Below are 25,880 nucleotides of genomic sequence, written 5' to 3'. Positions count from 1 at the left end.
GGCCTACTGCCGCAAGCGATCTGCTTTGGTAAAATCCAAGGCATGACTTCTTCGCCCAATATCGATCAGATGACCCCCGACCAACTGCGTGCATTCGCTGCGCAGTTGATGTCGAAGGTCGACACCATGGGCAGAAAGATCCACCGCGATCAAACCATCATCGAACAGCTGACCCACGAGATCGCCATCCTCAAGCGGCACAGGTTTGCCAAGCGCAGCGAGCAGATCAGCCCTGAGCAAGGCAACTTGCTCGACGATCTGCTCAACACTGATCTTGAGGCTATCGACGCCGAGTTGAAGGCCCTCCGACCAGCTCCCGGCCCAGAAGAGAAGCGCCAGCAACCCAAGCGCGCGCCGCTGCCACCGCAGTTTCCACGCACCGTAATTCATCACGAACCGGAAAACATCCAGTGCGCCTGCGGCTGCCAACTTCAGCGCATCGGCGAGGACGTCAGCGAGAAGCTGGATTACACGCCGGGCGTGTTCACCGTCGAACAGCATGTGCGTGGAAAATGGGCCTGCCGTCAGTGCGAAACACTGATCCAGGCACCGGTGCCGGCCCAGGTAATCGACAAGGGAATACCTACAGCAGGTCTGCTCGCTCACGTAATGGTGGCGAAATTCGCCGACCACTTGCCGCTGTACCGGCAGGAGAAAATCTTTGGCCGCGCCGGCTTAGCCATCGCGCGTTCAACTCTCGCGCAATGGGTTGGGCAGACCGGTGTACAGCTTCAGCCATTGGTTGATGCCTTGCGAGAAGCTGTTCTGGCCCAACGAGTTGTCCATGCTGACGAAACTCCGGTGCAGATGCTTGCGCCCGGAGAGAAGAAAACTCACCGCGCGTATGTCTGGGCTTACTGCACCACGCCGTTTTCGGCGTTTAAGGCAGTGGTTTATGACTTCAGCCCGAGCCGCGCCGGTGAGCATGCACGTAACTTCCTCGGCTCGTGGAACGGCAAGCTGGTGTGCGACGATTTTGCTGGCTACAAAGCCGGTTTCGAGAAGGGCATGATCGAAATTGGTTGCATGGCCCACGCACGCCGCAAGTTTTTCGATCTGCACGTGGCGAATAAAAGTCAGTTGGCAGCACAGGCACTGCACTCGATTGGCGGCTTGTACGAAGTTGAACGCCAAGCGTGCGACATGAGTGATGAGGATCGCTGGCGGATACGGCAAGAAAAAGCTGCGCCGTTAGCGAAAGCGCTGCACGACTGGATGTTGGCCCAGCGCGATCTTGTACCCAACGGATCAGCGACGGCCAAAGCCTTGGATTACAGCCTTAAACGCTGGGTCGCGCTGACGCGCTACCTGGAAGATGGGGCCGTGCCCATCGACAACAACCCAGTCGAGAATCAGATCCGGCCGTGGGCGCTCGGGCGTTCAAACTGGTTGTTTGCCGGGTCGCTTCGCAGCGGCAAACGAGCGGCGGCGATCATGAGCTTGATCCAGTCAGCGCGTATGAATGGGCATGATCCGTATGCCTATCTCAAAGATGTGCTGACGCGGTTGCCGATGCAGCGAGCGAGTGAGATCGACCAACTGCTGCCGCATCAGTGGGTATCTGCCTGAGTCATGCAAGGTGACTTCGGCGGACGCTTACGTTTTTGATAGGACAAGGCAGCGCGCATTGCCCACAAACTCCTCAATCAGATACACCGCGTCGCCAACATCGAGTTCCAGCTCCTGCAACGCTTTGTCGGGAATTCGAATCGCACCGTCGCCATCCCATTCTTCGATGATGATTTTCATCGGTCGCTTTCTCTCATGTGAGTCTCCGTGACTTTTGAATCGGCAATGGTAACGTGCTTTACGTGCATGCTCAGAGCGCGGCGAGCAAACGTTCTAGCTGTTCACGCTCCCAGGCACTCAATAGGTCGACAGGATCAGCTCCGTCGCGTTACCACGGCCCACGGGAAAACGATCCAACCCTATGCCCGCCAGGCTTGCGCGGTTGCTTAGGTTTGTGATTGCACATGGGATAGCTTGAGCACGAGCGAAACTCACCATACGGCCCTTGTCGATTGACCAGCACGCCGCGTTTACAGACCGGGCAACGATCCTCCTGTATGGGCTCGCCTCGAATGCTGGTGACTTTAACGGCGCCTTCTTTCACCATCTCATCGAGAAACGGTGAGTTTTTTCCCATCACCGTGAACATCGCTACTGAACGACGAGCGCGGGTGAGAGCCACGTAGAATAATCGTCGTTCCTCACTGTGTTGATAGGTATCGCCCGCCGGCATGACCAGTTCCAGCACCGAATCATCACTTTTCACGTTAGGGAATCCCCGAGAAACCATTCCGGGAAGGATTACGTACTCGGCTTCATCCCCTTTGGAGGTATGGATTGTCTTAAACTTAACTTCAATACGATCACCGAAATGGTACTGCCAGCCGTCAGGGATGTATTGCCGATCATTCTTATACCGCCCCAAAACGAATACCGTCACTTTCCCGTTCTTCCCTGCAGGCGCTGCGCCGTCGACCAGGCGATGATAAAGCTCTGATAGGTAATGGTTTATCGCCCCTTGAATCTCGTTTCTTTCTGGGACTTGGAATGCTTGGATAGGTGGATCTATAGCGGGAGTTACTGACGACACTCGTTTTTTTAGCTGGGCAGGATTTTTGGAGACAAAGCGGCTGGATACGTCGCAGATCTCTTGAGGGCATCGGAATGTAGTCTCAAGGCGATAAACCTGTCCGTGACCAAACCAGTCCCGGAAGCCGGTCATGACTGAGATGTCTGCACCTGCAAAGCGGTTGATAGATTGCCAGTCGTCTCCGACAGCAAATAAATGTCGACCGGGCTCAGCCACTAATGCCCTGCAGAGGCGTGCGCGGGCCCTTGAAGCATCCTGGTACTCATCAGCCATTACCAGACTATAAGGGGAGGGATGACCTCGCTCTAGGCTTTCAGCAGCCATATTGATCATGTCCTCAAAATCAATTCCTTTTTCTAAGGACAGAGCCATGTTCCAGCCGTTGATGACCGGGACAGCTAGCTCCAAGAAAGCTTCAAAACGGTACTTGAACGCTCCAGACGGTAAATCTTGCAGGCGCTTAAATAGCAATTCAAATGTGAGGCTGTTGCTTTTGAAGTGCGTGATGAACGTACGGAGTAGCTTGATCAGATCCACATGCTCCATGGGCACCAACCCTTTTGCAGGAATTGGACGGTCTGGATTTGGGTCAAGAATTAGCCCATGAGACGTAAGCTCTTTACTCAAGTGCTTAAAGATTTCGCCGGTCTGCAACTGATGCGAAGTCGTCTCCATGAGGGCTGTACCTAGCTTATGATGCGTTTCTCGTTTCCAAGTAACGCCCTCTAGGTAGTCCTTGAAATGCTCTGGTGCCTGGCCGAGAGCGTCAAGAGCAAAATGTTCGTGGTAAAGGTTGATGCTGGGATAGAAAAAGTCCGGGAAGTATTGGCGGTGCGTAACGGTGGCCGTGTCATGCTCGTAAGACCGCTCGTACTGATATTCGATGCCGTTGTAAAAAAGCCAGTTGGCGATAATCCGCTCCTCTTGGCTTGCAACATGATCACCGTTTAACGACACCAAGCGGCCTTGTCCTTCCTTGTCCCAAGCTTCGAACGATTGATCTTTTCCTGCTGCCGGGACATCCCGTCCAAGTACCAGCCTGAATAGATCCCATTGAGTCCTGAAAGCCTCGGATTGATCCTTAAGATCGTCGACGATGTTCAAGAGCTTCTGGAGGCCGAGTAGGTTTTCAACGGCCCAATCCGGCACATGAGGTTTACGGCCGGTTGCTTCCGCGATGATGGAAAGCCCAAGAGAGTGAAAGGTCTTCGCTTCCACTTGCACGTCTTCTATAGCTATACGCGCGAGTGATTCGGCAACCCGTGCTTGTAGTTCGCCCGCAGCGTCCTTGTTGAACGCCAACATGACAATTGAGCTGGGAGACACCAATTTACGGTGCAGGGCATAGACTGCCTTGGCAACCATGGTCGAAGTCTTGCCAGAGCCTGCTGAAGCGATGACTTGGACGCGATTATCAAAGCAGATTACTGCCCGGGATTGCTCATCTGTAAGCGGCTGGCTTTCGACCTTAGCGAGGAGATCCTTGCATGCATCGAGCTCGTGCAGCATATGCTCGTCGTTTCGTTGAACCCATGCTTCTGGCCAATTACACATCCAGTCGTCAAGATCCTGCTGGACGGCCGCAGCGCGCTCTTGGAGAGAGGACTGAACTTCAGGGGTCTGAAATAATTTAGTTAATGCTTGGTCGTTGATGCTCAGCATCGGCTTGACTGCGAGAAGCGCCTGCTGCATCTCGTGCGTCAGCCAGTGGTGTTCAGAGTCGGCCTCTTTTACTGTCTGCTCAACCGTGCCCAACCACCTTCGGATGGATGAGTAGCATTCGTCAAAGCGGCGTCGACGGGTAATCTGGAGGAGCCGACTTAATTCCTGCGTAAGGCTCGGCTCTTTGGAGTTGGGCAACCCATCCACACGAAATTGGCGGCCCTCGAACAGCGTAATGTCTGTCCAGAGCACGCCTCGATTCACCTCGACCTTGGGGAGGTTGTCAGGCTGTACCTCAACCACCTTGTCGCCAAGCTTCAAAAAAAGCCGATCATCTTCAGCGTTTAAGCGCCATTGATCAGTCTTTGTCAGCAACCGCCCCCAAGCAGATGCTCGCCACTCCATTGTCATCCTGATTCCAGAATCCCAAAAAATTCTAGTCTACATCCTCAACGACGTATGCGCTCGATTACGGCCTTCGCTGGCTGGCAGCCAGCCAGATCTGCTTTGGACGGATAGACCTGCGATGACTCCCCGATGCGATAAAATCCCCTTATGGTTAACCCCGCCCCTCCAGGGCGAGCCAGAATCAGCTCAGTGAGTGACCTTTAACTGGCTCGGGATCCAAACTCGGTGATCCAGTTGTGTAGGGTAGTCACATCGCTTTCGAACACATCGAGCTCAAGGGCAATGCTTGGCATCTCCTCAGACTGGGCGTGCTCGAAAACTGAGTATCGGGTCATCAGGTCGTCAATGAAGACGCAGTCCTCATTGGTGATCTTGGCAACCTTGTGCAGTTTGTTTTGGGTGTTGATCGCACGTCGAAAACGACCCACGACATCAGCGAGATTCAAGGATGCTGAGCTCCCATTTCTCGCTCGGATCGACCGATCCGCCGGACGGTCTGTTAGTCGTTACGTGTCTGTTCAAGCCGCTTATCAAGCTCGCTTGGCGGCAAGTTCGGCGTCGAGTGAAGCGTCAGCCAGACGGCCCGCAGAATGTTGATCGCGGCCATGTTCAGGTGTTGTTCGGCGGCGTGCAGGGCCAGTTCGGCTGCCAGGCGCTTGTCGGCAGCACTGAGGTGCGCCGTTTTGTGGGTCATGTCCGCATCGACGTTGGCCAACAGCCCCTGGAGTTCCTGCACCGCCTGATCCGATGCCTGACGCATGTCCGCCAGCAGGCGGCTGGCTTCGGCAGGCGTCATGGCCAAGGCGCGGACGCTGCGAAAAGTCAGGCGGGCGGGCAAGGTGGCCAAACTGAACCCCGTCGAAATTAACTTGCCAATCATGCGAACAACTCCTGTAAACGAGTGTTTCAGCAGCGTATCAGAGTAAATCGCAAAAAAATGTCTGCTCATCGCTTGCCAGAATCAACTCTCCGCCTCTTTTTGGCATCAAGCGTCTGATCGTCGTCAGAACCCTCGAACGATGCGCCCATAGGCACTTTGGAGTCGGATTCAGGCAGCCTTGGCAAAGGTGTTGCACCTATGGTGACGGACGTTTATCCGTAGGTCACGCCAAGATTGTGCTGACAACTTATGAGACGCTTCGTGACCTTGAATTCTCATTTGCCTCGCAGAAATGGTCACTCATGGCGTGCGACGAGGCCCAGCGCATTAAAAATCCTGCAGCGATGGTCACTCGAGCAGCGAAGAAACAGCAGGTTGGATTCAAGATCGCTTGCACGGGAACGCCGGTGGAAAACACGCTGGCGGACATATGGTGCTTGTTCGATTATGTCCAGCCAGGTCTGCTCGGTGCGTTGAATGACTTTGGTCAGCGGTATCGTAAGCCTATCGAAGCGAAGACCGACGAAGAAAATGCGCGTGTCGATGAACTGCGGGCCCGTATTGCTCCGCAAATCCTGCGTCGACTAAAAGTTGACGTGGCCAAGGATTTGCCTAGGAAGATCATCGTCGAAGAATGTCGCAGGCTTCGGCTTTCGGACACGCAACGTACGTGGCGCTGCGAGATTTTGAATTCAATGATGCAATCGAAGAGTTCAAAAGAAAGACACCCGTCCCTGATGAGGAATACCTTCTGTTGCTCAATTTTCACGAGTATCTCGTGGCACAGCGGTATCTCGAAAAGACGCCATGTCGCTTCATTCATCTCGGGGAATTCGGTAGGTTTGATCTGAGAGAGGAATTCGACACAGATGCTTGAATGCACGGTGCGATCGCACTCACCGGCACTCGAACGATCTACGAGCATAAAGGTCTCCGCTAAGCCAGTACAACTCAACCTGCGATAAGTGAGTTGACAACAAGACTCATATTTTTTCCGCTGGCCTTGGCGGCATAGAGTGCTTTATCCGCAGTTTCTATCAAAACTTCGGGAGAATCCGCGCGGGTAGGTATGCACGTACTAACGCCAATGCTTACGGTAATGATACCTTCAGGGCTGTCACAATGCTGAATTTCAGCTTGTAGTACAGCCCGCCGTATTTTTTCAGCTACAAGAAAAGCGCCTTCAGAGTCGGTGCCTGGAAGCACCACGGCAAACTCTTCACCACCATAGCGAGCGGCTAGGTCGTTAGATCGCACAATGTTTTTTTGGATTATTGCGCTGAGTGTTTTTAGGCATTCGTCGCCTCGGGGGTGACCGTAATGATCATTGTAGTTCTTAAAGTAATCCACATCGATCATGAGCAAAGAAAAAGTATTTTTATGGCGTCTTGCCCGGGCCGCTTCTGCCTTTATAAATTTGTCGAACTCGCGCCGATTAGCAAGGCCTGTGAGCGCATCCTCTAGTGCCATCAGCTCCAGGGCTCGGTTTGCCGTCATAAGCCGGTTTTGAGTAATATACAACTCACCTTGCACATGCATCTGGTGTTTCATCAGATTAACAAGCCGAAAGCCGATCGTGCCTAAAATCAATAATAGCAATGAGACCAACGCTGCACTGAGTAGCGACTCATTACGCCAGCTGGAAAGAACTTCGTCCTTTTCGAATGCGGCAAAAATAACCAGTGGGTATCCATCAACCCGACGATAGCCCACAATGCGCTCTACGCCGTCAACATGCGATCGCACGGCAGCTGTGCCAAAAGGAGCATTAGGTAACAGTTGAGTAAATAACGGAGCGTCGATGAGGCTACTGCCGATATCAGCTTCCCTGAAAGGGCGGCGCACCAAGATCTTGGCGTCTGCCGATATCAAGGTGATAACTCCGTTACGGCCTACTTCGATACTATTGTATAGCTTTAGAAAATGTTTGAGATAGAGGGTGGCTGTTACCACTCCGGCGAAACTTCCATCAGGGTGATTGAACCGGCGCGAGACAGTGATGACCCAATCCCCCGTAGAACGGCTGCGTATCGAAGCCCCTATATGAGGGCCACGCTCAGGATGGTCACGGTGGAAGATGAAATACTCACGATCGGAGTTATTGGCGTTAGGTGGTAATACCCCACGCGAATTTACAATCCAGCGACCCTTGTCGTCGTAGATAAAAATCCCGTGTAGCTGAGGCAGTTCGTTATTCTGAACTTTAAGTAGTCGCTCCATTCTCTCCAGCTGGGAGCGATTCATGCCATCCGTTTCGAGCCGTTCTACCAATCCCAAAAGAGCGGTGTCAGCCTGCTTAATCGTAGCCTCAGCTTGGGAGGATAACGTTTGAGCAAGGTTCGACATCGCTATTTCTTTATCATGCAATTGATGTTGTCTTGAATTCCAACTGCCAAAAATGGCAACCGCTACCAACGACAGGCATACGGCAACGACAAAATAAATCGCATGGCGAACCTTGATCTTTCTATCATTCCGCTCAGTCATTGTAGGCATCAAGTCATCATCTACAGCCAAAAAAATGGAGAAGTATATAGATCTTCGTGCCCATCAACCGAAGGTTTTATATCCGAGCTTAATGGTTGGGCTTTTATCTGCGTATGGCTTCACTAATCACTGACTACTTTTGGCCGGACTCAGCCAGTTATTTTCGGAGGCTCCGGTGGTGAAAATTGGCAATGCGGTTCTGATCGGGAGGAAGCTGGTAGTAACGTAAGGACGCTTCTACAGTGCTGGCAACCAACCTGCTCGATGACCTGCTTGGTACCAACATCGTTGCCATCGGAACCGAATTCGAGGCCCTGCAACCGGCCCTGGTATCATCCGAGATTCGGCAAAAAACCAAGCGCACCGCCTTACACCACCGGCCAAGGCCGCGCCGGCGAGCGCGCGCAATGGCAAGTTGGTCTGCGACGATTTCGGCGACTGGGCGTGACCGAGATCGGTTGCATGGCCCACACTCGTCGCAAGTTCTTCAATTTGCATACGACCAACAAGAGCCAGATCGTAGAGCAGGCTCTGGGGTGATGCCACCCACATCCATGAAGTTGAAATGCTACTTTTTTCGCTGGCAGATGCTGACATTTATGCAAATGTGTATAACCGTCTTTCCAGCTCATTGAAGAAACCATAAGGTAAAAACAATCAACGTCAATTACAGGCTCTGCTTGCGAAGCGATACACAGACCTCGTAAAGACAAGAGTGCTTTAACCCGAGCTCGGCATTGGCCCGTCCAGCTCACGAAAGGATTCCTATGGTGTTGATCAGTATACCGGGCGAGTCCTAAACAGTAAGGCTTCCAATTGTTCTACGGGTTGCGGGCGGGCATAGAGGAACCCCTGTAGTAAGTCGACATCTAACTGACGCAATATTTGCGCTTGCTCCGCCGTTTCTACTCCTTCGGCGACAACCGTTAGATCCATGCTATGACCCAAGTCTGTGACCGCGCGGACGATCGCTTGATCTACTCGGTCGTTGTCGATGTTCATCACAAAGGAGCGATCAACCTTGAGCGTATCAACTGGAAACCGCTTGAGATACGCCAACGACGAATAACCGGTACCGAAGTCATCAATCGATATGCGGGCACCGAGATCGCGCAGCGCCTGCAACGTCTCGGCGGCGGCGGCAGGATCGCTCATCACGGCTGTTTCCGTGACTTCGAAGCCAAACTCGATTCGTGTCGGATCGAAGGCAGTGAGACTAAAAATACGCGTGACTTTCTCGATCAAATCGGACTGAATCAGCTGCCTGGCCGAAAGGTTGACCGAGACGCCAAGTGGCAAACAGGTATCGCGCAGAATCCCCCACGTTTGAGCCAGTCGACAAGTTTCCTCGATGACCCAGGTGCCTATGGGGATAATCAAGCCCGTTTCTTCGGCAATTGGGATAAATTCTGCGGGTGACAGCAACCCTCTTTCCGGGTGTTGCCAGCGCAACAACGCTTCGACTGAAACCACTGCGCCACTGGTGGCGGCAATAACGGGTTGGAAATATAGGCGGAACTCGCCATTGGCGATGGCACGGTGCAGATCGCGCTCGATACGCAGTCGGGTCGCGACCTGCATCTGCATCTGCCCATCAAACAATTGGTAGCGGGCGCGCCCACTTGTTTTGGCTTCATACATGGCAATATCAGCCGAGCCAATCAATTTTTCAGCATCATTACCCGGCTCCGCCATCGCAATCCCGATACTGGCCGCGACGAAAACCTCATCGTCTTTTAAGTGAATAACCGGTGCCAGACCCTTCAGCAGACGCTCGGCGATGACTGCCGCATCGCGATAGGTGGTTACGTCAGGGCAAACCACCACGAATTCATCGCCGGCCAGACGTGCGACTGTGTCGGAAGGTCGCATGGTTCTCTGCAACCGTTGAGCCACAGTGATGAGTACTTGATCGCCTGCATCATGGCCAAAGCTATCGTTAATTCGTTTGAAATGATCCAGATCGATAAACAACACAGCAAGGCCAGTATTGGGCGCATCTCTTCGGGATAAGCATTGGCGCAGCCGATCCAGCACCAACGTCCGATTAGGAAGACCAGTTAACGAATCATGCAGAGCCCGGTACTCAAGGTCTTCTTCAACCTCGATTCGTGCAGTGATATCGTGAGCGAAGGCAAAGAGGCTCCATTCATGATTCTCTTTGAGCGACCAGAGAGTAATTTCTATAGGAAATTCCCGCCCACCCCGGTGCATGGCTGGCAGCTCAAGTCGCTGCCCCTTGGTCAAGGCCTTGCCATGGCTAACTAAGCGTGCCAATCCTCGTCGATGCGCTTTGCGGTGGTGGATAGGGGCTATGATGTCAGAGACCATCTGCCCTACTACTTCTGCCGAAGACCAGCCAAAGATTTTTTCTGACGCCTTGTTCCAGGCGGTAATTACTCCTACGGCGTTGATGGCGATAAAGGCGTACCCGGCACTGTCGATGATCTGACGACTGCGCTGCTCACTGGCTTGCAGCGTGCATTGTGCTGCTTCGCGCTCGAATACTCGCCCCACTTGGACGCCGACCTGCGTCATGATCTCCAGCAGTTCAGGTGTTAGCTGCTGCGGGGTCGGGGTATAAAACTCCAGCACTGCAGTAATGCGGTAACCGGAATGCACCGGAAAAGCAAATCCAGCGGCGAGGCCTGCTTGCATAGCAGAGAAACGACGGAGAAAGGTGACGTCTGTCCTCGCATCACTCATTCCCAGAGGACGACCTTCAGCCAAGACCCGCCCCGGCAGCCCTATCCCAGAGGCAAAGCATTGCTCTTCAGTAGCTTGACGGAAAGCTCCAAGGGCACCGTCCGAAAAGCGTTCATCCACATGCCAAATGCCAGTCGAATGGAGGCTATCCTCCCGAAGCTTGAGTGCGTGCCCCACGGGCCAACCGGTGATCCGGCAAATGCTCTGCAAGACCAAGAGCAGCGCAGCATCAACACTAATGGCTTCATTGGCTGCGGTGGCGACCTCTTTTAGCAGTTGAATGTACGTTGTGGCGGGATTGTCAGAGCTACGCTGCATTACGACACCTATCTGTAATGTTCTTTTCTCAATTGCCCGGCACGCATTCAACGCGATTTTCGGCTCATATCAGCGGCAACTCAACGTTCGCTAGTTTTCGTGAGCTGAACCTCGCGGGAGTATCATCAGGAGCGGTTCTACATTCACGAGCAATTTTTATTGGTACAACGCTGATGATCCTCCCAGATTCCTGGGCACAAATCAGTGATTCCACTATGCCATCATTCGCAGCTATTCCGCCACGCAAGATGCACCGTAAACCTAGGTTGTTGAGGCCGATGCCGAATTGACCCACGTGCCGACGCAAGACTGCCCACCTCCAAATCGGCACAAACCCAGCGCAGGCAATGGTTCGCGAGGAATCAGACTGGGTCAGTGACATCTCGGCAACCGGGTCAATTCGGCGTCGGCGACAACAGTGAATGACGTTATCAAGTATGAAAATAGCAAAAACAGGACGCATGTCTCAGTTTAATGTTGGGTGCCGGCCTCGGTTTCGCAAGGCCGGGTTTCAACGAGAAACAACTATTTGCAGTTCCCCGCCTTTCGATATCCCGCCGCCTGAGCCTCAGATTCTGACGTGAAGGAGATCTGATTTTTCTCGGACACCTGACCATAACCAGGGCACCCCACTGAGAGGTGATACACCTGGCTCTTCCGGTTACCGATGATCACACCTATCCCAGTCGCGCTCGCGAGGGTTGGCTGGGCTGCTACTCGCGGAGGATTGACTGGAACGGCGCTAACAACCCCATCACCAACCGCCTTGTATCCTTGCGACCATTGACGCTCGCCAGTTACGAATGGATTGGAGTGCCCCATGATTGCTGCGATGCGTCGATCTCGCTCTTTCTCCCAAGACGAAACCGGGTACTGCTTGTCCCAAGCCATCAGTAGCTGTTGCTGCTGACGAGACATGTTCAGTTTGTATCTGTCGAACATGTAAAAGGTTGTCCTCGCGACCAGCCCTTTGACCTCGTCACGCGGTTCCGCAGCACGTTGCTCAAAATCAACCCGTGTCTTGCACTGTCCGTACTGCGGCGCAATCCCGGAGGCCATGCCGTAGTTGAAATTACTACGGTCGCCATTCACCTCCCCAACAGATGGGTAGAGGTTGAACAGATCAGCTTCCATCGCTCGGAATACGGGATCATCATCCACACAATGCTCTCGACCACCGTTCTGCCAGCATTGGCGCTGGTTACCGAATGTCCAGGCAGGAACGATGTGTTCCCATTCAGTCCGTTCCGCTCGGCTCTGTTGTTTCCTGGTTTGATAGCCGCAAGATTCAGCATCAATCCGACCACCCGACTTACCTACCCATGTCCATTTGCAGCCGCAATACAGCTCGCCCATGGCACTGTTCGCCTGGTCGAGGTAGATCTTTTGCTTGGCGATGACCTTGGCTTCGGAAAAGGTCGATGGAGGGTTTGAGAAGGCGGGGGTGATTACTGAGAGGGTCAGCGCTAATACGGCAAGCAGTTTTTTCATCGGAAAGCTTAAGCAATTTAGAAGAGGCGCAGTATACGCACGACTCCATGGCTGTTGATGGAGAGGGCTATGTCAAAGTCGCTGATTCGGGCCTGTTTTCGATCAAGGAATACCAGCCGGGGCTTCAGACGCTGCAGAGCAAGAGGATGGCCGTCGGCCTGCGATGACGCCTCCGAGCATAGAGTACATCTCGCCATGGTGGCTGAATGCCTTCGTAGGCAGTGATGGGCAAACAGAGCCATTCCCGAGCCCGCAGAAAAAATATTTCTGGGCCTCCCCTTGAAAGTCAAAAAACAAAACGGAGTTCTTATATTTGAAAACAAAAAACAAGCAAAACTCTCTAGACCCTCATGGATTTTTTTGGATTGTCATGGGCTTTTAGGCAATCGATTCGGTAGCTCAGCTAGTGCCCTTTTTTCTGTTTGATTTTTGCTTCGGTATTATTGGCGCCTACGAGGCTGAAATCTGGGGTTAAAGCGGCAATGCTTTGGTGCATCAGCCCATCGCATCTTCGCGACACAGTCGCGGCTACTTTGATTTCAAAAAAAAACCGTTTTCTCACAAAAAAATGGCCAGATGTCATTGTGCTAATACCTAAGCTGCAGTTCACAATTCGACGTAAAACTCACCCATCATTTGCGACCAGGGCTAGCGAAATTAGCTTCGCTGCCGCTGAAAGCTGATTGAAATCGAAATCTAAAAAAGCCTCATGCCAGGGATCCTAATCAAATGACCTGCAGTCGGTTGGACATTTCACAAGAGGCGCTCGTTTGGAGGACAGCCTTCAGTCACTTCGGGTCTGCGGGTTTTCATCAGGCCTTATTAGAAATATGGAATGGGGCAGGGCTACCTACGCGCGCGACGGTCGAGTACTTGGACAAACACTCAGTAGGTGATGCAGTGCTGAGTATAGTGAGAGCCGTCCAAATCGCAGTTGGAGCACTGGTTCCGTACCGAGATCCTTCTCCAGACAGGCTAGTTGGGGATTCCATGCGCACTTGGACACCCATTCCACGAACACTTGGACAGCGATTCCACGCTGACTTGGACACTCATTCCACGACCACTTGGACACTGATTCCACGAGTACTTGGACAGTAATCTCTCACTGATCCGACCCAAGCTCAGGCAGGCAGCAACGCAGGATTATTCACTACCATCGACCTCTTTTCTCGAAGCGAAGAGGTCGTCGTGGAGCGTATATCCATGCGTAAAATCCGAGAGGTACTACGCCTAAAGTTCGACGCCGGCCTGTCCGTGCGCAAAATTGCCACCAGCCTTCGCATCAGCAGCGGCAGTGCCGGCAATTATCTGCACCGCTTCAACGCTTGCGGGCTGACTTGGCCCACGCAGTTGTCGGACGCCGAACTGGAGCGATGTCTATTCCCGCCAGCGCCGACGGTTCCCAGCGATCAACGTCCGATGCCGGACTGGGCTCATGTCCATGCCGAGTTACGTCGCCCGGGTGTAACTCTGGCCCTGCTTTGGCAGGAGTATCGACTCGCTCACCCGCAAGGTTTCCAGTACAGCTGGTTCTGCGAGCACTACCGCCTCTGGGCCGCGAAGATCGATGTGGTCATGCGCCAGGAACACCGTGCCGGCGAGAAGCTGTTCGTTGATTACGCCGGCCAGACCGTGCCAGTTATTGATCGGCGAACCGGGGAGATACGCCAGACGCAGATCTTCGTCGCCGTCCTCGGCGCGTCCAGCTACACCTTCGCCGAGGCCACCTGGTCGCAGAAACTGCCCGACTGGCTGGGCTCGCACGTGCGCTGCTTCGCCTTTCTCGGCGGCACATCGCAGATCCTGGTACCGGACAATCTGCGCAGCGGCGTTACCAAAGCGCATCGTTACGAGCCCGATATCAACCCCAGTTACCGCGACCTCGCCGAGCATTACGGCGTAGCCGTGTTGCCTGCCAGATCTCGCAAACCTCGGGACAAAGCCAAGGTCGAAGTCGGTGTGCAAGTGGTCGAGCGCTGGATCCTCGCAGCGCTGCGCAACCGCCAGTTCTTCTCCTTGGGCGAACTCAACACGGCCATCGGCGTGCTACTTGAACGCCTAAACCATCGGCCCTTCAAGAAGCTGCCCGGCTCACGCCGCTCAGCCTTCGAGACCATCGACCAACCCGCGCTGCAACCGCTGCCGGAACACCCGTATGTCTACGCCGAATGGAAAAAGGTACGAGTGCACATCGACTACCACGTCGAGGTCGACGGCCATTACTACTCGGTGCCGTACCAGCTGGTGAAGCACCAACTCGAAGTGCGGCTAACCGCTAAGACCGTCGAGTGCTTCCACGCCAACCAGCGGGTGGCCAGCCATCTGCGCTCGCCGCACAAAGGCCGCCACACCACCCAAACCGAGCACATGCCCAAAAGTCACCGCGAACATGCCGAATGGACGCCGCAGCGACTGATCCACTGGGCAGAGCAGACAGGCCCGAACACTGCCGGTGTCATCGCCTACATCCTCGAACGCCGAATCCATCCGCAGCACGGCTTCCGCGCCTGCCTGGGCATCCTGCGTCTGAGCAAACAGCACGGCGAAGAGCGGCTGGAAGCCGCCTGCCAGCGTGCGCTGGCACTGGGCGCGTGCAGCTACAAAAGCCTGGAATCGATCCTGCGCCAAGGCTTGGAGCGGCTACCGCTGGCCCAGCAAAACCTGCCGTTACTGCCCGAAGAACACATCAACCTGCGCGGCCCTAGCTACTACCACTGACCTGAAAAAGGAATACCAAAATGCTACCCAACCCGACACTCGACAAGCTACAAACCCTGCGCCTGCACGGCATGATCAAGGCGCTTGGCGAACAACACGCAACGCCCGACATCAACGATCTCAGCTTCGATGAACGCCTCGGTCTGATGGTCGACCGCGAGCTGACCGAGCGCGAAGATGCACGCCTGACGACTCGCCTGAAAGCCGCCCGACTACGCCACAACGCGTGCCTGGAAGACATCGACTACAGAAGCCCGCGCGGCCTGGACAAGTCCCTGATCCTGCAACTGGGCAGCGGGCAATGGCTGCGTGACGGCCTGAACCTGATCATCGGCGGCCCCACAGGGGTGGGTAAAACCTGGCTGGCCTGCGCGCTGGCCCACAAGGCCTGCCGGGATGGCTACAGCGTGCGCTACCTGCGCTTGCCGCGCTTGATGGAAGAACTGGGCCTGGCCCACGGCGACGGGCGCTTCGCGAAACTGATGGCCGGATATGCAAAGACCGACTTGCTGATCCTCGATGACTGGGGCCTGGCCCCGTTTACTGCGTCGCAACGACGCGACATGCTTGAACTGCTGGACGACCGCTACGGCAACCGCTCGACGCTGGTGACCAGCCAGATGCCAGTGGACAAATGGCACGCACTAATCGGCGATCCGACCTTAGGCGATGCGATCCTCGACCGGCTGGTGCACAACGCTTATCGGATCGAACTGAAGGGCGAATCGATGCGCAGACGCGCTACGAAATTGACGGCGACAGAGACTTCAGACTAACAATGCAAACCTGCGTCGCTGCGCTCCGACTGCCTGTCCAAGTGGACGTGGATCAGGTGTCCAAGTGAGCATGGAACGAGTGTCCAAATGATCGTGGGCTGAGTGTCCAAGTGTCGTGGAATCCGCAGGCTAGTCCTGTACAGTCGACATGCTCAGGTCTTGGCAGACGGCCTCTTACTGAAGGTGCCAGTCAAGGTGCTGCCACAGGCCCTGAAAGGGATTCGCCTGGAAATGCAGCTTGGGTTATAGCCCCAGCGGGATCTGGCCCACAGAGCATGCCCGCATTTCGGAATGGAGCTGCCTATGCCGCATGGGCAATCAGGAAACGAGGATCGCGGGGTGGATCATCGAGTCTTATTTTGGAGATTGCCACGAGCGGCGTATCAAATCGAAACCTGCTCACTCAAGCGAGCAGCGCATAAGTGGAGGCGAATCAGAAGGCGGATAGACTTCTGGGAGTGCCCACTCCGTCGATAGGCGGGGGGCGCAAGTCATGGGTGGGAGGAGCGGGGCGTTAAATTCTGTCGTATCCACAGAAAATGGCCGATCCTTCCTGCTGCTCAACGAGGCGTCGCTGGGGCATGACTTGCATCACCTGAATGAAGGGTATGTGAGGAGGGCGTTGACTGCAGCGCGTCCGAGGGCCCGCGAACCTAAGGCGATAGGGCGCTATCATTCTTCGTCTCAGAAGTTAAGGAATCTGTCGTCGAACAGGACGAACAAATATCCACGTTAGCCTACTACGAGGTACGCCAGTCATGATAACGACATTTGCTTGTAGCCAGGCTCGCCGGAGATTGCGGCGACTGTTAGCTCTCGTCTCGCTCGGTCACAGCTTCGTCATCACTAAGAATGGGCGAGAAGTGTGCCGACTAATGGCAGAGGCGGAGTAGTCGGCTGTCTTTAGACCGGGCTTGGTTCTACGACAGCCAGCAATTGCTGCACTCCGCTTTGCAGTCGAGCGATGCGCGTGGCCATCCTCATTGGTTGGTCATCGCTAGGCTCAAGTGCCGCGGCGTGTCTCTAGCAAGCGGAGCGTGCAGGCATGCAGGATGAAAGTCCGCCAGGGTCGAGACCGCATCGCGAGGCTCGGTTCACGGCAGCCATCTACCGAAGGCGGCATGCCAACAAAGAAACCCTTCACCCTGTCACTCGGCGCTGTCACTCGGCGGTAAATCCAGTCTGCTAACGGCAGAAGCATGTTATCAGTGGGTACGCCTATTTTCGCTAACTGAGCATCTCGTGGAATTCAGTATCAGCACGCCCTAAGGATTTCATCGAGATGTTGCCGGCTTCGTTTTCACCAACGTGCCAAAGCACAAATTTCGGAAGGTTGAGCCAGGCAGGTGGTGTCGCGGCGACTGGAAAAGCCGAACGGGTTTGATAGGTAGCTGCTCCCTCGATGATCGAAACCAGCGCGATGCCATGTGCTTTAGCGTACTTTATCGCCCCTGATTGAAACCCTGATGTGGTGAACAGCATTCCCTTATGAGCGCCCAGCGATCTGACCTTGTCGTGCAGCACCTGAACCAACTCTCTTTCGACTGCGCTACGGTGTTTTTTGCACTCAATCAGGACTGTAAACTCAGCACCTGCAAAGGCTTGGAATTTTGCGAGCACGTCGATCTGGTAGGTTGAGTCGTACGTCTCAACCTTCGCGTCGTGTGTCACCTCCAGCGAGGTTAGCTCACCACCTTGCTTTAGGATCCAGTCCCTGACCAATAGCTCAAATTCAGTGGCTGTGATTTCCAGATTAGAGTTCGCCATCGGTGGAAACATTTGTCATCCTTAAACTGAGAGATTGCCCGTCCAGCCTGCGGATAGTGGGTAGTGTTCCTGCAACAACTGCTGCGGTGAAATAATTGCAAGCCGAACCAAGACCGCGTCTCCGCAGCAGACCAATTCACGACAACCAGTAGATCCAGGGCCGCACCGGTTTGATAAGACGGCATCCACACCGATTGTGTTAACACCATTCAGGATTGGATAAAAGATAGGCAGTGTTGTCTCTCATTCACTATGAGGATTTGTCATTTACCAGCGTTTGGTTTCGATCTTGTAGAAATTGGATTCGACTTGTATGCGGCGTCTGTCGGATAAGGGGGCACTTTGGATCTGGCTGGTCAAACGAACAAAGAAGCGACATTCGTTCTTTACGCTCAAAGCTTTGATGGCTTGGGTTGCGCGTAAAAAGTCATCATATTGACGAGTGGTAGTGGCCATTAAATCTGCAAATCCAGGCAAAGCTTGAGCGTCTGCTAAACGCGACGACGGCCAAGCTGGTTCAAAGCTCAACTGGTCATCCCTAGTAAACACGGTGAGAAACATTTCCGGCTTACCGGCTGCATCAACCCAGCATGGAGGGTAATCTCCGCCCTTGCCCCGGTTGAGCTTATTGTTGAGATACTGAACCTGGCCCTTAAGATCGCTGTTAGTTTTTTGCAGGGCTACCGGATTTAAGCCCTCTCGCTCAGCTGCCGCATAGGCCTCTGCATCTTTGACCATTTTTTCGACTTGAACGGCAGTGGGTTCTTCGTTTGAATTGAGCGACGCTTTGACGATCTGCTCAGTTTCCTTCATCTGAGCTACACGCTTGATTACGTCCGTCGTCTGCACTTCCTTTGCTGGATCAGCGACCAACTTTTTAAGCTGATCGTAAGACATCAGAGTTTCTAGAACCAGACGCTTGGCGTCTTTTCCTTTGTCCTTGCTGCCAGAATCTTCAAGCGCTTTATCAATCGCGGCGAGGGTAGCAAGTTGGTCATCCTTCTGCGTCAGTAGCACCTTCAATCTGTCGGATTCGTCGCGTGCCTTAGATGCATCGACCAGCTTGCTGATGACTTCGTCAGGATTTTTAAGCCCCATCTGCGCAAGCTGGGCCTTGAGGTCATCCGTCGTGCGGCTGAGCGCCTTCTCACGATCGTAGAAGTCGTGATAGTTCGAGACCTGCTGCTCGAGCTCTTTTTTATCGGCCGTCAACTTCCAGACCTGCCATCCTGTCATCAACAGCAGAATGAAGGCCAACACCATCCAGATTTCGGTAATCGACAGGTTGAATACCTGATCGTTCTTCTGGCTCATCAAGCAGGCCTCAGTTCAGAGGACGGCTGATCGGATTGAGGGGGGCAGGGCGCCACTGCTTCAACATTAATGGGGGAATCATTTACCGCAGGCGGGAGCACCTCCATCTGGTTGATGTGGTCAATCTTGCGCACAATCTCGTCAAGGTGAGTGTGAGTTTGCTCTAGTGCCGTTTGGCTATGCACTACTTGGGAAGCCAATCCCTTGTGGGTCTCGTTGCTATCAACTATTGCTTGAATCAGCGGCAGCAGCGTGGACTTAATCGATTCGGACAATGCCTCATTGGCCCGAATGGTGGCGTGCCCCATAGCTTGGAACGCTTCGTCGAACTCCTGACTAAGGACAGCTGCTGTGTTATCCCCTTCGATTTTGTCATTTAGGAATTGAAGGCGATCAATAACCTTTTCACTCACCTGACGATTCAGCTTCAGCTCGGCCATGAGGTCTGTATGGTACCCGGCCAGCGTATCCAGGTGATTCTGCTGGACGCGCTCGACCCCTCTCACCAGGCTATCCCCTTGGCTGTTCATGGCATCCATCAAGCGCTGCTGACTTTCGACGATACCGCCCACGGCGCTGAGGGCCTCCTCCAGCACCACGGTTTTCGTATTCAGGCTGCGAATTGCAGTGCCTACCGAACGCGCTGCAGACTTCACATCTTCTGCGAGGGTAGAGATGCTCGAATTGACGCCCTCGGTCGTTTCGGCCAGCGTGTCGATGGACGGCTTGAGCTTGTTGGCGAAGAGGTCATCCGGGAACAGGGTTTGCTCTAGGCGCCTTTGGGCCAAATTGCCGAAGTCCAGCGCATGTGCTTCCATCCGCTCGAGGGTATGCTGACTTTGATCTCTTAGGCCATGGATGGTGACCAGCAATTCACTGCTGGCGTCCTTGGCGTCCTTGAGCATAGCGTCAAATGCCTCATTGCTACGTTGGGTCGCATTAGCAAAATAAGCGTCCGTTGCGGCGAGGCTGTGCTTGGAAAGCTCTTGAAGCTGATCCTTGACCACCCCCATAGTTTCCTTGCTAGTACCTAGAACCTCATCATGGAAGTGCTTCAAGCGCGAGTGGGTTTCTTCGAACATGTGCACCAACCGAGCTGCTGCGCTGACGGCCTGTTCTTCAACGCTTTTGGTCGCATCATCAGGGTCGGGCTTGAAGCCGACAAGCAAGGTTCGGACTGCCATGCCGATCGCGGTGCTGATCATCGCCGCAGCGAATCGCGCAGCCATACCACTTAAGTTATCGCCAATACTCTGGATATCGGCTAGGCATACGATGATGCTCGCTACCGTGTACAAAAAGCCCAAGTAGTACACAGAGTCAGCGAATTTTGCGGTCGTGAGATAAACGTCATAACGATCGCGCACCCGGCTGCCCACAAACCCGTACCCTATCATCAACGCGATTGGCAGAAGAAACCCTGTCCATAAGGGGTCTTTGAGCCAATAGCTGATCGTCGCGAACATCACCTTAAGGACAAGTGCAATGAAAAACCATGTCCTAACCTGATAAATGGCTGCCACCTGACTTTTCATTTACAGCCCCTCCATGGGGTTCACATGATCTAGCGATGCCTTGTTAGCGGAGAAATATTGGGCCCAGAATTCCGATCGCTTGGCATACGGTGTGACCGAAGGCTCCGTGGCCATCATGTTGATGGTCACCGATGCATCTTCCAGCGCTGGGGCCGTCACTCGCTGCACGTATGGGTTTTTTGCGAAATCTTTGTAGTTCAGCTGCGGATTCTTGTACATCGTGAACTCGGCTGTGTTCGCAGCCATGTCCGAGTAGATGATGAGCGTCTTGTCGCCTTTAGCTTTGTCGTGTCCAAACCCGCGAATACTGACTAGCTGTAGCATCTCGAAGATCGGGGAGGCCTTGCCGCGTACATCGAGGGGAATACGGTTCACCACCGCCTCCAATGGTTTGGCAAATTTCTCGTTGAAATCCTTATCCACGAACTTTCTGGTCTTGGTCATTCCTTCGCCATCAACCCACTGGCCGGGGCTGCACTTCTCGAACACCGGCTCTTCATTGTGTTTAAAGTCCTCGCCTAACACGAACACCGTAAGCATCGCGCCCGTCGGGATTTTGTTTGAAACCATGTCTCGCAACCGCTGCTTGAGAGCAGCCTTCTGGGTAAACGGGAAGGGCGACGTGTTGTCGATCAGTACCACGTATTGCCCATTGGCACCGCTCGAGGGGCACAGCGTGACCTTGTCAAAGGTCTCGGCATGAAAGTGAGCGTAGACCGCAAAACTCGCCCCCAGGACAAGCACAACGGTAACCAGTACGCCAATCACTAAAACGATTGGGGAGGTAGAGTTTCGCTTCCGGTAGGCAGACATGGCTATTCCTGAATCTGGGCTTCAAGTGGCATTAACTGATTGAATTTTGCAACAAACGAAGATTGCACTTTGGCGCGCGTGGGCTGGTGTATCACGAGCATTTCGTCCAGCATCTGCTCCTGGGCTTTTAGACGATCTTCATCACGCTCCAGGCCAAAGTCCGGGAAGTCCTGAGCGTCCAGCTCAACCGGATGGTTAAAGTAATCGGGATGGGGCTTGTCGGCCGGCCGCATCATCTGGTTTGTATACCTGTAGGACTGCGTCAGCGACTGGAGGGTCTTGTCCGCGAGTATCAGGCGCTCAATCACCTTCTTTTTGGCCACCTCCTTCTCGCCCATGTTGTACCTGAAGACCTTGATGGCTTCGGTGGCCTTCTGAACGTTGGCATCTATTTGAGAAAGAGTGCTTTCTTTTTGCTCCTCAAGCTCCTCGCGAATACGACCTATGATCTCGATAGCACGCTGCTGCGCTTCAATGTAAGCGCCGTAGACCTTGGTATAGCCGGGATACCGATCCGACCAGGTGTACCCGTGGCGCAGCGCAACCAGCCCAAAAAAGACGGTGATTGCACAAAGCATGATGCCTTCGACATCGGAGAACGGAGACACAAGCAACTGCATACTATTGACGACGAGATGTATCTGGTTGGCCCCCTCATCATCAATTTGTGGCATCACGAAGCGAAAATAGGCCACGACAATGCCAACGAACAGCGTCCAGGTCACTCCGATTACGCCAACGAACCAGCCGAGGAAGCAACGCACTCCGTTGACATGATTCTTGTTGGTGCAATACCTGCCGGCGAAGAACGTCACGACAAGATTTAATGCGGCAATGGTCAGCGCCATGACCAGGCCTCCGAGGAAACCGCCAGCCATTCCGCTCGCGAAAAAGTTCGCATTAAGCGCGGATTCCACGATGCAGAAAATGACGAGAAGGCAGAACTTCAGAGTGTGATCCATCCATCCAGGCAGCACGGCTGGCGTATCAGGTAGTCGGTTATCCGCTCTGAACTGTTCGAGTATCGCTTTCCTCGACTTGGAAAACCGGATTTCTTCCTGCAATTCGCCATCGACGCGCGAAAGAATGGAGTCGGCCTTGCGAACGAATTCGTCCCCGAGCTGTAGAGTGTGATTGGACTGCAGCGTGAGGTCGATTCCGTCCAGTCGGGCCTGGATTTGCTGGAGCCAACGCTCGCCGATTCTGAACGTGGCCGCACGCAGGTTGCCGACTTTGCCTTGGATATCGAGTTCAGTTCCAGTGGGCTGAGAATTCTTGGCATCTGGAATCCCGCGCGCGCCCTCCTCGCGAGCGTTCTCCAGAACCTGGAGCTGCGCCTTGAGCTTGTCCGAATTGATTTCAGGGAAGGCGCCCTCGACCTCCACCTGAGTGCCGTCTCCAAATAGGAAGGCCTTTATGCTGACAAAGATTTTTTTTAGAAACGACATCATTCATTATCCGTAATTCGTTGTTTTATAAACGAACGCTTACCTTTTTTCCGCAGCGATCTGGGCCTCTTGATGAGGCCAGATGAGTTTTTACTCATTAGTCATCGCGAAAAACTGTGGTTGGCAAATGGCCACCTTATGTAACTGGATGATGACAACGTTTCCAGATCTTTGGCAAGCGACGGAAGACGACTGATCCCTGAAAGGCAGATGTGAAGGGATCATAGGAACGCACGAGCTCACGGCTGCCGATGAAGAACTGGGCCTGATGAAGGTCACGGAGGCGGCGCCACGAGCAGGGAAGGGCTGCAGCAGCGACGGAGCCAATTTGCAAACAAATCGGCACCCGGGCGCGATCGAAAAAAATAATTTCTCAGTGCCCTTGAATTCAAAAACAGAAAGCGGAGTTCTTATTTGATAACAAAACAGAAGCGGAGATCTTGATCTTCGCCTAATCCTAGTGGCCATAAATTTAAGGTCAGTCTCTCGATTGATTTCTACTGCTTTTGCCTAGGATCCGGCTCCTTTGTACTGAAATGTGAAGACGTGAGTGAATGGTTACATGGACTTGGCGATGGGAAGGACAGATCGTTTGTTCGCGACGTGAGTCGCGGCTAGCTTTTTCAGCCACTCGAAAAGTCGAAACCAGGTCGGATGCCCGAGAACCTCCGCGGTTTGTTTTTCGTGGTTACCAATATCAGTGACGCCGCATGGCCGAGAGGGCAGACGACTTACAGGAAGAAGAGAATGGCCAATATGACAGTCAGAGGTAGGTTTCATTGGCGCTTGGATCTGGCGCAAGAAGGTAGGCTTTGGGAAGTAGCCAGGTCACATCTTGGCGCTGCTGCACTTCAACAAGCTGTGGTAGACCTTCTTCTTAGCCATGGGCCGCTGAAGGTGCGAAGTAAAGTGGAGTACCTCAGCCGAGAATGGCTGGGTGACGAAAATCTTCAGTTGTTGAAGAACGCCTTGGTCGAGGCCGACTTGGCGCTCCCCAATTTCGATCAACATCCCGAAAAGGTCGCGCTCTTGTCGTGCTATAGCCAACACATCGCACAGGGTCTTCTGCGTCTAGTGCCTTTGCGTAAGCTTTCTCGAGATCTACGAGGTTTTCGGCTTGAGTACGAATTGGGCATCTGAAAATGTGAGTGCTCGCCTGGTGCGTATATCAGCGCGTACGATCGATGCATGTCCTTTTGGACACATCCAGACCGGCGGTGCCTACGGGAGTGTCAGTCGACCAGACGCCTAGATAAGGCATTTCGCAGCTTCGTCTCTCAGTTTTTTGCCTGGTCATCGGGCGGTCGAGTGCATCTGGCCAAGCTTTGGCTGAACTGAAAATTTGCTAGTTCGGCCGAACCGTCTACGCTTGATCGGGCAAATAGCGTAGCGGTGGCCTATTTCGCAAGCGGCACAACATTTTCGCCGCGTTCCACCTATGGGGTACCAATCCCATGGAAGAAAATCTTCTGCAGAGAGCAGAGCGTTTCACAGCGCTTCGCACCCATCATCCCGCGTGGTTATTGTTGGCGTCGCGATATGCGCCCTTGGTTCTTAGCAGCCTACGAACGCTATTCGAGCCGGGCCAAGAAGGCATCGACCTAGACGACGCCCTGCACTCATTGGCCGAGGCCCTGACCAATAGCGCAGATCAAGAACTCTACCAAACAGAACCTGGTTCTGAGCTTCAACAAGCAAACCGAGAGCTTGGAGAGTGGATCAAGCGAAAGCTGGTCGTCGAGCGCAACGGACGGTTATATGCGACAGATGCTTTGGAGTCAGCGTTTCGCTTCGCAGAGACGCTCGATAATCGAGTAATGACTTCGACTGCATCCAGACTGTCAGTGGTTCAGCGTGAGATTGAGAATCTCGAGACGAACCTCAATTCTGACCCCAAGAGCCGTGCGTTAAGCCTGAAACGACGTATTCGAGAACTGCAGAGTGAACTCGATCAGGCTAAGGCCGGCCGCATCCCTGTATTTGATGAAGCGAAGGCGATTGAAGGGATCCGGGAGATCTACGCGCTCGCGACTAGCTTGTGGGCAGACTTTCGGCGAGTAGAAGACTCCTGGCGCGACGCAGACCGAATGCTTCGGCAATCGATCATCAGTGAGCAATGCCACAGAGGAGAGATCGTCGACAACCTTCTGGACGGTCAGGATGCTCTACTCAACACGCCAGAGGGCAAGGTTTTTGAAAGCTTCCAGCAACAGCTCTGGGCGCCGGTAGAACTTGATCGGATGAGGACTCGTCTGCGCAACATCATGCGCCATCCCGCCGTTGCCCTAGCGCTGCACAGATATCAGCAAAACGAGCTATTACGTTTGGTTCCCCGCTTACTCCAAGAGTCAGAGGCCGTGCTACGAGCGCGAGCTCGAAGCGAGCGTGATGTCAAAAGCTTCGTGAAAACTGGACTTGTCGCTGAACATCACCGTGTCGGTCACCTGCTGAACGAATTTTTGAGCTTGGCATTAATGCTTAATTGGCAACGCCAGGCAGTCAGGCATTTGCCGGTACCAATTCCACCGGTTGGTATGGCGCTAGCTAGGGTGCCGGCGATAGAGCGCCTCCGGTTCAAAGGTATCGCTGAAGACAGTGCGCCAGATTTGGATCTGAACTCGCATCCAGCAGCCCTTGATGAGATTGAAGAAGAGTTCTGGCAGTCATTCGATGGATTGGATCGAGACGCTTTCGTACGTGAAACGCTGAGGATTTTGGCAGAGCAGGGACGACCTCTATCCCTTGGCGAATTGGCGTCTTTGCTTCCACCAACACATGACCTGGAGTGCTTCACGCTGTGGATTACGATGGCCAGGGAGGCGGGCATAGATATAGACGCCAAGGAAGTCCAAGAGCTTGACTTAGCGGACACCGAAGAACGCTGGTGGCGGTTCTACCTCCCCTTTACCCAACTTGAGTCCGAGAAGCTTCGTGACATCAAATGGGAGCTTTGAT

Annotated in this window: 19 protein-coding genes and 2 pseudogenes; 8 read left to right on the top strand and 13 right to left on the bottom strand. The window is 53.8% G+C overall.

Features of this window, described 5'->3' with window-relative positions; translation table 11 throughout:
* Positions 1 to 42 precede the first annotated feature (42 nt).
* Positions 43 to 1,569 (top strand): IS66 family transposase, encoded by a 1,527-nt coding sequence (gene tnpC / locus ACA058_RS16735; RefSeq protein WP_497635017.1) that lies wholly within the window; start codon positions 43 to 45, stop codon positions 1,567 to 1,569.
* A 27-nt stretch (positions 1,570 to 1,596) separates the two neighbouring features.
* On the opposite strand, the gene ACA058_RS16730 is transcribed toward tnpC, so the two are convergent.
* The 5 genes and pseudogenes from ACA058_RS16730 to ACA058_RS16710 all read right to left on the bottom strand — a co-directional run bounded on the left by ACA058_RS16730 (position 1,597) and on the right by ACA058_RS16710 (position 5,549).
* Entirely contained in the window at positions 1,597 to 1,749 is a 153-nt protein-coding gene (locus ACA058_RS16730) for a hypothetical protein (protein ID WP_497635016.1), read from the bottom strand.
* A 70-nt stretch (positions 1,750 to 1,819) separates the two neighbouring features.
* A pseudogene (locus ACA058_RS16725) lies at positions 1,820 to 1,891 on the bottom strand (DUF7693 family protein); the annotation flags it as partial.
* A 6-nt stretch (positions 1,892 to 1,897) separates the two neighbouring features.
* Positions 1,898 to 4,672: a UvrD-helicase domain-containing protein gene (locus ACA058_RS16720; RefSeq protein ID WP_497635015.1), complete on the bottom strand. Its 2,775-nt coding sequence runs from the start codon at positions 4,670 to 4,672 to the stop codon at positions 1,898 to 1,900.
* 197 nt (positions 4,673 to 4,869) lie between these two features.
* A complete protein-coding gene (locus ACA058_RS16715; protein ID WP_497635014.1) occupies positions 4,870 to 5,115 on the bottom strand; it encodes a hypothetical protein in 246 nt (81 codons plus the stop codon).
* 53 nt (positions 5,116 to 5,168) lie between these two features.
* Positions 5,169 to 5,549, bottom strand: coding sequence for a hypothetical protein (locus tag ACA058_RS16710; RefSeq protein ID WP_009043509.1), 381 nt, complete (start codon positions 5,547 to 5,549; stop codon positions 5,169 to 5,171).
* A gap of 236 nt (positions 5,550 to 5,785) precedes the next feature.
* Between ACA058_RS16710 and ACA058_RS16705 the strand changes: the two genes are divergently transcribed.
* Positions 5,786 to 6,400 carry an SNF2-related protein gene (locus tag ACA058_RS16705; protein ID WP_497635013.1) on the top strand — a complete coding sequence of 205 codons (615 nt, stop codon included), beginning with the start codon at positions 5,786 to 5,788 and terminating at the stop codon, positions 6,398 to 6,400.
* A gap of 100 nt (positions 6,401 to 6,500) precedes the next feature.
* Here the strand turns inward: ACA058_RS16705 and ACA058_RS16700 are convergent, their stop codons facing one another.
* Positions 6,501 to 8,045: a sensor domain-containing diguanylate cyclase gene (locus ACA058_RS16700; RefSeq protein WP_497635012.1), complete on the bottom strand. Its 1,545-nt coding sequence runs from the start codon at positions 8,043 to 8,045 to the stop codon at positions 6,501 to 6,503.
* Between the two features lie 397 nt (positions 8,046 to 8,442).
* On the opposite strand from ACA058_RS16700, the pseudogene ACA058_RS16695 reads away from it, so the two are divergent.
* Positions 8,443 to 8,570: pseudogene (locus ACA058_RS16695) on the top strand (IS66 family transposase); the annotation flags it as partial.
* A 243-nt stretch (positions 8,571 to 8,813) separates the two neighbouring features.
* Here the strand turns inward: ACA058_RS16695 and ACA058_RS16690 are convergent.
* Both ACA058_RS16690 and ACA058_RS16685 read right to left on the bottom strand, forming a co-directional pair.
* The gene (locus ACA058_RS16690) at positions 8,814 to 11,060 is read right to left on the bottom strand and encodes a putative bifunctional diguanylate cyclase/phosphodiesterase (protein ID WP_497635011.1); all 2,247 of its coding nucleotides are present in this window, start codon (positions 11,058 to 11,060) and stop codon (positions 8,814 to 8,816) included.
* A gap of 525 nt (positions 11,061 to 11,585) precedes the next feature.
* A complete protein-coding gene (locus ACA058_RS16685) occupies positions 11,586 to 12,551 on the bottom strand; it encodes an endonuclease (protein WP_497635010.1) in 966 nt (321 codons plus the stop codon).
* Positions 12,552 to 13,757: 1,206 nt separating this feature from the next.
* Between ACA058_RS16685 and istA the strand changes: the two genes are divergently transcribed.
* From istA to ACA058_RS16670, 3 genes are all read left to right on the top strand, one after another.
* Positions 13,758 to 15,272: an IS21 family transposase gene (istA, locus tag ACA058_RS16680; RefSeq protein WP_497634970.1), complete on the top strand. Its 1,515-nt coding sequence runs from the start codon at positions 13,758 to 13,760 to the stop codon at positions 15,270 to 15,272.
* Positions 15,273 to 15,292: 20 nt separating this feature from the next.
* Positions 15,293 to 16,048, top strand: coding sequence for an IS21-like element ISPsy14 family helper ATPase IstB (gene istB / locus ACA058_RS16675; protein ID WP_138962891.1), 756 nt, complete (start codon positions 15,293 to 15,295; stop codon positions 16,046 to 16,048).
* A gap of 758 nt (positions 16,049 to 16,806) precedes the next feature.
* Entirely contained in the window at positions 16,807 to 16,941 is a 135-nt protein-coding gene (locus tag ACA058_RS16670; RefSeq protein ID WP_154994478.1) for a type II toxin-antitoxin system prevent-host-death family antitoxin, read from the top strand.
* Between the two features lie 334 nt (positions 16,942 to 17,275).
* On the opposite strand, the gene ACA058_RS16665 is transcribed toward ACA058_RS16670, so the two are convergent.
* The 5 genes from ACA058_RS16665 to ACA058_RS16645 form a co-directional block, all read right to left on the bottom strand.
* Entirely contained in the window at positions 17,276 to 17,827 is a 552-nt protein-coding gene (locus ACA058_RS16665) for a restriction endonuclease (protein WP_497635009.1), read from the bottom strand.
* Positions 17,828 to 18,082: 255 nt separating this feature from the next.
* Positions 18,083 to 19,129, bottom strand: coding sequence for a hypothetical protein (locus ACA058_RS16660; RefSeq protein WP_497635008.1), 1,047 nt, complete (start codon positions 19,127 to 19,129; stop codon positions 18,083 to 18,085).
* Entirely contained in the window at positions 19,129 to 20,664 is a 1,536-nt protein-coding gene (locus ACA058_RS16655; protein WP_497635007.1) for a hypothetical protein, read from the bottom strand. Before ACA058_RS16655 ends, ACA058_RS16660 begins: the two co-directional genes overlap by 1 nt.
* A complete protein-coding gene (locus ACA058_RS16650) occupies positions 20,665 to 21,477 on the bottom strand; it encodes a hypothetical protein (protein ID WP_497635006.1) in 813 nt (270 codons plus the stop codon). It abuts the gene before it with no gap.
* Positions 21,478 to 21,479: 2 nt separating this feature from the next.
* The gene (locus tag ACA058_RS16645) at positions 21,480 to 22,928 is read right to left on the bottom strand and encodes a hypothetical protein (RefSeq protein ID WP_497635005.1); all 1,449 of its coding nucleotides are present in this window, start codon (positions 22,926 to 22,928) and stop codon (positions 21,480 to 21,482) included.
* 744 nt (positions 22,929 to 23,672) lie between these two features.
* Between ACA058_RS16645 and ACA058_RS16640 the strand changes: the two genes are divergently transcribed.
* Positions 23,673 to 24,065, top strand: a complete 393-nt coding sequence (locus tag ACA058_RS16640) for a hypothetical protein (protein ID WP_497635004.1) — start codon at positions 23,673 to 23,675, stop codon at positions 24,063 to 24,065.
* 314 nt (positions 24,066 to 24,379) lie between these two features.
* Positions 24,380 to 25,879, top strand: coding sequence for a DUF3375 domain-containing protein (locus ACA058_RS16635; protein ID WP_497635003.1), 1,500 nt, complete (start codon positions 24,380 to 24,382; stop codon positions 25,877 to 25,879).
* Position 25,880: the final 1 nt, after the last annotated feature.

Source organism: Pseudomonas sp. LBUM1649 (genome assembly GCF_059716155.1).
This window is presented reverse-complemented; position numbering and strand designations above follow the sequence as displayed.